This is a genomic window from Corallococcus exercitus, from assembly GCF_003611585.1.
Classification (GTDB): Bacteria; Myxococcota; Myxococcia; order Myxococcales; family Myxococcaceae; genus Corallococcus; species Corallococcus exercitus.
The window spans coordinates 1-10,472 of sequence record NZ_RAVW01000352.1; the positions used below are offsets into that span (position 1 = coordinate 1).

The 10,472-nt window shown below is 72.9% G+C and carries 5 protein-coding genes; 4 read left to right on the top strand and 1 reads right to left on the bottom strand.

Going from position 1 to position 10,472, the window contains the following annotated elements:
* Window positions 1–184: 184 nt before the first annotated feature.
* Window positions 185–5,146 carry a GAF domain-containing sensor histidine kinase gene (locus tag D7W79_RS31635; protein WP_120529101.1) on the top strand — a complete coding sequence of 1,654 codons (4,962 nt, stop codon included), beginning with the start codon at window positions 185–187 and terminating at the stop codon, window positions 5,144–5,146.
* A 13-nt stretch (window positions 5,147–5,159) separates the two neighbouring features.
* Here the strand turns inward: D7W79_RS31635 and D7W79_RS31640 are convergent, their stop codons facing one another.
* The gene (locus tag D7W79_RS31640; protein WP_120529102.1) at window positions 5,160–6,191 is read right to left on the bottom strand and encodes a class I SAM-dependent methyltransferase; all 1,032 of its coding nucleotides are present in this window, start codon (window positions 6,189–6,191) and stop codon (window positions 5,160–5,162) included.
* 290 nt (window positions 6,192–6,481) lie between these two features.
* Here D7W79_RS31640 and D7W79_RS31645 point away from each other — a divergent pair, with 290 nt between their 5' ends.
* From D7W79_RS31645 to D7W79_RS45905, 3 genes are all read left to right on the top strand, one after another.
* A complete protein-coding gene (locus tag D7W79_RS31645; protein ID WP_120529103.1) occupies window positions 6,482–6,859 on the top strand; it encodes a SpoIIAA family protein in 378 nt (125 codons plus the stop codon).
* A 130-nt stretch (window positions 6,860–6,989) separates the two neighbouring features.
* Window positions 6,990–8,636, top strand: a complete 1,647-nt coding sequence (locus D7W79_RS31650; RefSeq protein WP_120529104.1) for a serine protease — start codon at window positions 6,990–6,992, stop codon at window positions 8,634–8,636.
* 210 nt (window positions 8,637–8,846) lie between these two features.
* A partial coding sequence (locus D7W79_RS45905; protein ID WP_147442144.1) for a sensor histidine kinase occupies window positions 8,847–10,472 on the top strand: 1,626 nt, incomplete at its 3' end.

The following is a 10,472-nucleotide window of genomic DNA, read 5'->3' on the forward strand; positions in this document are numbered from 1 at the left end:
TGTGTATAAGGGACAGGGCGGGAAGCAGGAGCGTGCCGACTGTTCAAATCCCGAGCAGCGTACGCAGGGCGAGGGTTGCTCCCCCCTGGCAGGGACCCGGGCGGCAACCCAGCTTGTGGAAGAGGGACGTCCGGCCGACCGCGCCGCCAGGGCGACGCGGTGGAGGGGCTCGCGAGGGTACTGAATGGCGCAAGGCTTCCAACAGGCCGGCGACACCCCTGGGGAGCCACACCCGGGCCAACGGCTGGGCAACCGCTACGAGTTGCGCCAGCGGATGAAGGCCGGCCGGGGCATCTCCACGTGGCAGGGGCTGGACCTCCTCACGCACGAGCGCGTGGTCGTGAAGGTCACTCCCCTGTCCGCCTTCGTCCCCACGGCCCGCCACCGGCTGGAGCACGAGGCGGAGGTGCTGGCGCGGCTGCACAGCCCCGCGCTCGTGCCCGTGCGCGACCTGGGCACCTTTGACGACCTGCTCTACCTCGTCACGCCGTGGGTGGAGGGAGAGACGCTGGAGGCGCGCCTGCAGCGCGGCCCGCTGTCCCTTCCGGAGGCCATCGTCCTGGGCCAGCGCCTCCTGAAGGCGCTCGCGGAGGCGCACCGCGAGGGCGTCCTGCACCGCGACGTGAAGCCCTCCAACATCCTGGTACGCGACCACCCCTTGTCCGCCGCGTGGCTCACCGACTTCGGCCTGTCGCGCAGCGAGCGGTTGGACCCGTCCCTGCGCGACCTGCCCGTGGGCACCGCGCGCTACCTGTCGCCGGAGCAGGCGGGGCTGCTCAACCGGCCGGTGGAGGCGCCGTCGGACCTGTACGCGGTGGGCCTGGTGCTCTTCGAGGCGCTGTCCGGCCGCCCCGCGCTGGAGGGCGCGACGGTGGGCGAGGTCTTGCGCCTGCACCTCACCGCGCACCCGCGCCTGCGGCCCGTGGGCGTGGAGGTGCCGCTGGCGATGGAGGAGCTCATCTCCCGCCTGAGCCAGACCGACCCGCGCGACCGCTACCAGTCCGCGGACGCCGCGCTCGCGGACCTGAACGCGCTGGAGGCCGCGCTGTCGCGAGGTGAAGCGGAGCCCGCGCTCGTCACCGGCGCGCACGACCACCGCCAGAGCCTCACCGAGCCGTCCTTCGTGGGCCGTCGCGACGAGCTGATGACGCTGGAGCAGGAGCTGGAGCACGCGCGCGAGGACGGCTCGCGCGCCGTGGTGGTGGAGGGCGAGTCCGGCGGCGGCAAGAGCCGGCTGCTGGAGGAGTTCTCCGCCCGCGCGGTGGGCCAGCGCGCGTGGGTGCTGCATGGCCAGGCGCAGGACCAGGCCGCGCAGCGTCCCTTCCAGCTCTTCGCGGGCGTGGCGGAGGGCATCGCCGCCCAGGCGCGCGAGGAGCCCGCGCTGGGCGCGCTCTTGCGCGAGAGGCTCGCGGGCCAGGAGGCCGGCCTGTGCACGGTGCTGCCCACGCTCACGGAGGTGTTCTTCCCCGACGCGCAAGCGCCCCAGTCCCAGGGCCTGGGGCCGGAGTCGCTGAGCGAGAGCCGCAGCGTGTGGAGCCTCACCACGCTGCTGGGCGCGCTGGGCACGCCAGACGCGCCCGCGGTGGTGGTGCTGGAGGATTGCCAGTGGGCGGACACGCTCACGCTGCGCGCGCTGGAGGCGTGGTCCCAGGGCCGCCGCGCGGGGGACGGGAGGCTCCTGCTCATCGTCTCCTTCCGCAGCGAGGACATCCACGCGGGCCACGTGCTGCGGCGGCTGGCGCCGGGCGCGCACCTGAAGCTGTCCGCCTTCGGCGCGGCGGAGGTGGCGCTGCTCGCGGAGTCCATGGCCGGCGTGCTGCCGCCGGAGGCCGTGGAGCTGGTGACGCGGCTGGCGGAGGGCAACCCGTTCATGGCCTCCGCGGTGCTGCACGGGCTGGTGGAGGACGGCGTCCTCGTGCCCGGCCCGGATGGCTGGCAGGTGCAGCCGGAGGCGATGGCGCACGCGAGATCGTCGCGCCAGGCGGCCACGTTCCTGGTGCGGCGCCTGCGCCTGTTGCCGCCGGAGTCCCTGCACGTGCTCAGCGTGGGCGCCGTGCTGGGCAAGGCCTTCGACGCGAAGGCGGTGGCGGCCCTGTCCGGCACGCCGCTGGAGGCCGTCAACACCGCGCTGGAGCCGCCGCGCCGCAGGCACATGCTGTGGACGGAGGGCACGCGCTCCACCTTCGTGCACGACAAGCTGCGCGAGGTGCTGCTGGACCTGCTCTCCCCGGAGGAGCGCCGGGAGTTGCACCGGCTGGCCGCGAGGGCCGCGCAGCAGGCCGTGCCCAACGACCCCTTCGAGCTGGCCTACCACTTCGACGCCGCGGGGGAGAGCGCGCAGGCCCTGCCCTACGCGCTGGTGGCCGCGGAGCAGGCGCGCCAGCGCTTCTCGCTGGACACCGCGGAGGTGAACTACCGCATCGCCGAGCGCGGCGCCGAAGGGGCGGACGCGCACACCCGCTACCGCATCGCGTCCGGGCTGGGCACCGCGCTGATGATGCGCGGCCGCTATGACGAAGCGCAGCGGCAGTTGGAGGCCGCGCAGGCGCTGGCGCACGACCGGCTGGAGCAGGGCCGCACGCTGGGACACCTGGGCGAGCTCGCCTTCAAGCGCGGCCAGACAGTGCAGGCCAACGCCTACCTGGAGCAGGGCCTGAAGCTCCTGGGCCGCTGGGTGCCGCCCGGCACGCTGGCCACCGGCGCGAGCGCCGCGTGGGAAATCCTCACGCAGGCCGCGCACACCGTGGCGCCGCGCGTGTGGCTGGCCCGCAAGTCCCTGGCACAGGGGGAGGAGGACCTGCTCGCGGTCAACCTCTACAGCCGGCTCGCGTACGGCTACTGGTACCAGCGGGGCCGCGCCGCGGTGCTGTGGGCGCACCTGCGCGACATGAACCTGGCGGAGCGCTACCCGCCCACGCCGGAATTGGCGCAGGCGTACTCCGCGCACTCGCCCGCGCTCACCACCCTGCCCTGGTTCCAGCGCGCGTATGCCTACGCGGAGAAGTCGCTGGCCCTGCGCCAGCAGCTGGGCGACGTGTGGGGCCAGGGCCAGTCGCTGCACTTCTACGGCCTGGCGCTCTACGCCTCGTCGCGCTTCAAGGAGTGCATCGAGAAGTGCCGCGAGGCGGTGCGCCTGCTGGAGCGCACCGGCGACCCGTGGGAGGTGAACAACGCCACCTTCCAGATCGCCATGTCGCTCTACCGCCTGGGCCGCTTGAAGGAGGCCGCGGCGGTGAGCCAGAAGCTGCACGCGGCGGCGCTCGCGCTGGGGGACCGGTACTCGCTGCGCCTGGGCCTGGAGGCGTGGGCGAAGTCCACCGGCGGCCGCATCCCCGCGGCGCTGCTGGAGACGGAGCTGGCGGCGCCCACCGCCACCGACCCGCAGTCCTTCGCGGGCGTGCTCCAGGCGGAAGGGCTGCGCCTCTTGCGTGAGAACGAACCGGCGCGCGCCGCGGAGGTGCTGGAGCGCGCCGAGCGCGTGGTGGAGGACGCGCACCTGCGCCAGGAGTACGTGGCCCCCATCACTCCGTGGCTCGCCACCGCGCGCAGGCGCCTGGCGCAGCAGGCCAGCCCCCTGAACCCGAAGCAGCGCGACCGGCTCATGAAGGAGGCCGACAGCGTGGCGAAGCGCGCCCACGCCGTCGCGCGCACCTACCGCAACAACCTGCCGCATGCGCTGCGCGAGCGCGGCCTGATGTGCGCGCTGCGCGGCCGTCCCGCGCGGGCCCGCAAGCACCTGGACGAAGCCCTGCGCGTGGCCGAAGCGCTGGGGATGCGCCAGGAGCGCGCGCTGACGCTCCAGGCCCGCGGTGAGGTGGGCCGGGTGCAGGGCTGGCCCGGCGCCGCGCGCGACCTGGAGACCGCGGCGCGCGAGCTGGAGGCCATGGAGGACGGCCTGCACAAGGAGGCGGACCACGGCACGGCCGGTGTGGAGACGCTGTCGCTGGTGGACCGCTTCCCGCGCGTGCTGGAGGTGGGGCGCAGGCTCGCCTCCGCCCTGTCGCGCGACGCGGTCTTCGAGACCGCCCGCCAGTCCATGCAGGAGCTCTTGCGCGCGGAGCGCTGCGCCGTGGTGGACCCCCGCGCGGTGGTGTCCGAGGAGGACGCGAAGAACCAGGGCCTCAGCCGCACCGCGCTCGCGCGCGCGCTGGAGACCGGCCGCATCACCGTGCTGGGCCAGGGGCTGCCCGGCGGCATCAGTGAGAGCATGGAGCTGCTCGGCGTGCGCTCGCTCTTGTGCGCGCCGCTCCAGGTGCGCGGCAAGACGGTGGCGTGCGTGGTGGCCAGCCACCGCAAGGTGGGCGCGCTGTTCGGCGAGGACGAGGAGCGCCTGGCGTCCTTCGTGGCGGTGCTCTCCGGCGCGGCGCTGGAGAACGCGGAGAACTTCGAGCGCGTCGCCGCCCTCTCCGAGGAGCAGGGCCGCCTCTACCGGGAGGAGCAGGAGGCCGTGCGCCGCCGCGACGACTTCCTGTCCATCGCCGCGCACGAGCTGAAGACACCGCTCACGTCGCTGCAGCTGCACATCCAGGGGCTCCAGGCGAAGGCGAAGGGCGCGCCCATGGCGCCGGAGAAGCTGACCGCGAAGCTGGAGTCCGCCTACTCGCAGACGCAGCGGCTGGGGAAGCTGGTCAACGACCTGCTGGACATCTCCCGCATCGCGCAGGGCCAGCTGCACATCAAGCGCGAGGACGTGGACCTGGTGACGCTGGTGCGCGGCCAGCTGGAGCGCAGCCGCGAGGCCCTGGTGCGCGCCGAGTGCGAGGTGCGCTTCCACGCCAGCGAGCCGCGCCTCATGGGCCACTGGGACGCGCTGCGGCTGGAGCAGGTGGTGGGCAACCTGCTGACCAACGCCATGAAGTACGGCGCGGGCAAGCCCGTGGAGGTGACGCTGGACGGGGACGCGACGCGCGTGCGGCTGGAGGTGCGCGACCACGGCATCGGCATCGCGGAGGAGGACCGGGCGCGCATCTTCGAGCGCTTCGAGCGCGCGGTGTCCGTGCGCCACTACGGCGGCTTCGGCCTGGGCCTGTGGATCGTCCGCGAAATCGTGCAGGCGCTGGGCGGCAACATCGACGTCACCAGCGCCCCGGAGCAGGGCTCCACCTTCACGGTGACCCTGCCCCGCTCCGGCTCGCCGATGCACTGAGGGGGCGGCCGCGCTACTGGCGCGTCGCTTCCAGGTAGATGACGTTGTCCTGCGAGTCGCGGAACAGCCGCACGTTGGCCACCTCCTCCAGCGGCGTCTCCGACAGGAGGCCGCGCATGCCGTCCTCGTCCCGGTAGGTGAGCCACCAGTCCATGAAGGCCTCCATGTAGCCCGTCTCCGGCGGGTGCACCGCGAAGTTGGCCACCAGCAGGCGTCCGCCCGGGCGCAGCATGTGGAAGAGCAGCGCGGTGAGGCGGGCCGCCACGGAGTCCGACAGGTAGTCGTACAGCCCGGCGGAGTAGGCGAAGTCCAGGTCCTTGAACACCGCCTTGCCCGCGAGCAGCGAGCGGACCGAGCCGCACACCGGCCGCACGATGCCGTCCGGGTGCAGGCGGGAGATTTCCGCCAGGCTCACCGGGTCCTGGTCGAACGCGATGAGCTCCTCCAGCCTCCGCTCCGCCACCGCGCGCGACGACTCCGCCTCCCGCAGGTGCCCGCACGCCACCGACAGCACGCGCCCGTCGGGCCGCCGCTCGGCCGTCTCGTCCATCATCCGCGCGAGCAGTTCCCGGCGCTCGCGCACGCTGCGCGCGGAGGGCTGCCCGTGCATGTACCGGTAGATTTCGCGGCCCGCGTGCAGCTCGTCCGCCGCGTGGTCCATGTAGAGGTAGTCGATGAGGGCCGCGTCGCCCGCGTAGCCGCGCGGCCGTTCGAAGGCGTGCCGGGTGAAGGGGCACTGGTGCAGGAAGGGGCGCATCGGGTGCTTGCGCGCCAGCTCCAGGCAGAAGCGCTTCCACACCTCCGGGCTCCACTGCCGCCGCCGCTCGATGAGGCCCCCGTGCAGGTCCGTCATGCCCTGGTGCAGCGTGTCGTCCGGGCCCTGCATCATCCGGGAGTGCAGTGCGTCCAACCACTCCCGCGCCTCCGTGAATGCTTCCTCGGGTGTGGGCGCTTCCTCCCTGGGGCCGTTCACCAGGAGGAGGTGGTTGGTTTCAGGCGCGACCGGCAGAGCCGCGCCGTGGACCGAAAAGATGGGCTGGCGCATAGGCATCATCCTGACAACCTGGGAGCGGAGGGCATCCACTTCCCGCGCCTCCGCCCTTCGCCAGGTCCTGCTCCAGCCAGCCGGCCGGGTCCCCGCGCACCGCCCGTCCCGCACCCGCCGCCCGTGCCGGGACGCACCGGGTCCGTTCGGACAGGCAGGGAGCAGGGTTCTACCCGCAAGGTCCGACATCCTGTGCGCCGGGGGCGGCGGAATGCGGGGGTGCGGTATCCGGCGACAGGCACTGCGGTTAGGATGGCGCGCCCCGCCAGGAAGAGAGCCGCAAGCCGCGCATGAAGATTGAAATCGCCCACCTGCCCCACGACATCATCGAGATCATCTATCCCTCGGAAGTGACGCCGAAGGACGTGACCGAGTACGTCGAGCAACTGAAGAAGGACATCACCGCCCGTGGGGGCGCGGAGTGGTCCGCGCTGGTGGACCAGTCCAAGCTGCGGGTGATGCCCGCCTCCGTGGTGGGAGAGATGGCCCGGCTGAACGCCTACGCCCAGCAGCGCGGCATGAAGCGCTCCGCGCGCGTGGTGAGCGACCCCGGCAGCGGCCTGCAGGCCTGGCGCATGACCAAGAACGCCGGCCTCACCATCCCCGCGAAGACCTTCGAGTCGCGCGCCGAGGCGCTCAGCTGGCTCGAAGCGCCTGACGCGGACTGAAGCAAGGCAGAACCCCCGACATCCCCCCGGCCCGGTCCCTCCTTGCGACCGCCCGGGTCCGCCTACGTCTTCCAGTGTCACCCCCTTTCTTCGCTGTGTCTGTCGCCGTACCCGTCAGGAGTCGCCCCGCATGTCCGTGTCCGCCCCCGCCTTCCGAGCGAAGCTGCTCGGCACCCTGTTCTGTACCCTCACCGCCCTGGCCTGCGGGCCGGGCCCCGAGTCGGGCGAGCCCGAGCAGCAGCCCGAGCTGACCGAGTCCAGCGCGCCGGTCGTCTACGGCAACGACGACCGCCAGGACGTCTACGCGCACCCCAACGCGACCCTGCGGGACCGGGCGCGGCAGTCCACCGTGGCCCTCATGTCGGCCTCGGCGCTCAACACGACCAACCCGAACAACGTCACGTTCAACGGTAAGACGCTGGGCCAGTACGCGAACCTGTGCACCGACCAGCGCTTCCGGAATGATCCGACGGCGGCCTACTGCTCGGGCACGCTCATCGACGACGACCTGGTGCTGACGGCGGGCCACTGCGTGGAGGACCTGACGGACTGCAAGAGCGCGCGCTTCGTCTTCAAGTACTACCGCACCGCCGAGGGGACCCTGGAGACCGTTACCACGCAGGACATCTTCACCTGCAAGGCCCTCCTGGCGCGGCACCTGAGCGACGAGACGGAGGACACCTACGTGGACTTCGCCATCGTGCAGCTGGACCGTTCAGCGGCGCCGCGCTTCACCCCGGCGCCGGTGCGCCCGGGCGACGCGCCCCTGGCGGTGGGCGCCAACGTGGCCGTCATCGGCAGCGGCAGCGGCATCCCGTTCAAGATCGACTCGGGCGGCTCCGTGCGTGACAACTCCGCGGAGTTCATGGACTACTTCGTCGCCACCACGGACACCTTCGGGGGCAACTCCGGCTCTGGCGTGTACGAGACGGTCAACAACACCGTGGCGGGCATCCTGGTGTTCGGCGACGAGGACTACGTGGCGCGCGGCAGCTGCAACGTCGTCAACGCGTGCACGGAGACGGGCTGCGAAGGCGAAGGCATCATCTACGTGCACAACGCCATCAAGGAGTTCTGCGCGCGCAACTCCGGCAACGTGCGGCTGTGCAACGCCACGCCCCCCGTGCCCACGAAGTACACCTTCACCGCGTCCAGCACCGCCAGCGCCACGCGCAACACCGTCAACGGCACGGTGACGCTCGCGGCCGGCCAGAAGCTCACCGTGGGCACCTGCGGCGTCACTGGCGCCGCCGTCACGGGTGACTCCTACCTGCGCCTGCGCGGCCCGTCCGGCTCGGAGGTCGCCTCCAACGACGACGGGTGCGACAGCGGCGTCGGTTCGAAGATCACCTACACGGCCACCGTCGCGGGCACGTATGAAGTCCGCGCCGGCTGCTACCAGAACACCAGCTGCGGCGGCACGGTGGCCTGGGAGATTGCCCAGGCCAGCGCGGCCACCCAGGGCTCCTTCACCTTCGACGTCAGCAACACCGCCAACGCCACCACGGGCACGGCGAACAGCGACGTGACGCTGCAGGCCGGCCAGTCGCTGTCCTTCGGCAGCTGCGGCGTGGCGGGCGCGTCCGGCACGGGTGACACGGTGGTGCGCCTGTTCAACGCGGCCAACCAGCAGGTGACGTTCAACGACGACGCCTGCGGATCGCTGTCGCACGCGGCCTACACCGCGCCCACGGGCGCGGGCGGCACGTACCAGATCCGCGTGGGCTGCTTCGGCGCCAGCGCGTGCAGCGGCACGGTGGCCTGGACCATCCAGTAGTCCCGAAGCCCCACCGCTCCCCTGCTGTCCTTCCGGGCCCGTCCCTCCCCACCGCATCCGTGGGGAGCGGCGGGCCCGGTGTCTTCGTGCCCCCGCCGCCCCGCCAGGGAGGCAGGCGAGGGAGGTGGGCAGGTGCACGGGGCGTGCGCAGGCAGGGAACAACCGCTGCCCTAACTTGAAGGCTGCATCCCCAATCCTTCGAGGCGGCCCGTGCAGACACCGGATGCCCGACAACAGGAGCTCTGGCGCCGGGCACGCCGGTTGTCGTCCGCCATGGCCGGGCTGGTGCTCGTGCTGGGCGTAGGGGTGCTGCTGGGCTGGGCGGTGGGGAGCGTGACGCTGACGCGGCTCGTTCCCGGCCTGCCCGCGATGGTGCCCCTGACGGCCTGGGGCCTGATGCTCACCGCGTGCACGGAGCTGGCGCTGGGCGGAGGGACGGCCGCGTCGCGCCGGCTCGGCGGGGTGCTGGGACTGGGGGTCGTGCTGCTGAGCGCCCTGCTGCTGAGCACGTATTTCGGGGAGTCGTCACGCCGGGACGCCCTGGTCCAGGCGCTGGGCGGGCGCACGTCGCCCCAATCCGCGTCCCTGCTGCTGATGCTCGGCCTGGCCCTGACGCTCCGGGATGCGCGGGGACGGTGGGCGCGGCGGTTGTTCCAGGCGCTGGCGCTGGGGGCCCTGTTCCTGTCCTTCAGCGTGCTGGTGGCCTACTCGTTCCAGGAGCCGCGGGCCTACTGGTTCGCCGGCAGGGGAATCGGCATCGCGCTGCACACCGACGTGGCCCTGCTGCTCCTGTCCCTGGGGGCCCTGCTGCTGCGCCCCGAGCAGGGCGCGGTGGGGGCGTTCCTGCACGCGGGCGCGGGCGGCATCATGGCCCGGCGGCTCCTGCCGGCGCTGCTGGTGCCCGTGGTGGGCGGCGTGGTGGCGCACCAGACGCTGCGCTACACGCGGATGGATCCGCGCAGGGTGTGGTCGCTGCTGGAGGTGGCGCAGGCGGCGGTGTTGACCTGGGTCGTCTGGCGCGCGGCCACGCGCCTCAACGCCCTGCACGCCGAGCAGCTGCGGGCCGAGGAGCGCACCCGCGAGGACGCGCGCGCCCAGCGGCGGCTGGCGGAGGAGAACGCGCGGCTCTACGCGGAGGCCGGGGAGGCCGCCCGCGCGCGCGAGGACGTGCTGGCCGTCGTGTCGCACGACCTCAAGAACCCGCTCTCCACGGTGCGGCTGGGGACGGGCATGCTGGCGCGGCGGCTGGACGCCCTGCCGGAAGGGGCGGCGCTCCAGCGACACGTGGCCGCCATCGACCGGGCGGCGACGCACATGCAGGACCTCATCACCCGGCTCCTGGACGCCGCGCGGCTGGACGCGGGGCAGCCCCTGGTGATGGACCGCCACCCGGAGCCCGTGGAGCCGCTCGCCGTGGAGGCGCTGGCGCTGGTGGAGCCCCAGGCCCAGGACAAGGGCGTCCGCCTGGAGCACCGGCTGGTCCCGGGGCTGAGCGCCTCCTGCGACCGCCCGCGCATCCTCCAGGTGCTGGCCAACCTGCTGGGCAACGCCGTCAAGTTCACCCCGCCCGGAGGCACCGTGACCGTGACGGCCACGCCCGGCGCGGGCGCCGTGCGGGTGAGCGTGCGCGACACCGGCCCCGGCATCCCCAAGGCCCACCAGGCCCGACTCTTCCAGCGCCACTGGCAGGCGCGCGACACCGCCCACCAGGGCAGCGGCCTGGGGCTCTACATCGCCTGCGGCATCGTCACTGCCCACGGGGGCTGCCTATGGGTGGACAGCGACGAAGGGGCCGGGACGACGTTCACCTTTACCTTGCCGGAGTCCCCTCCCGCC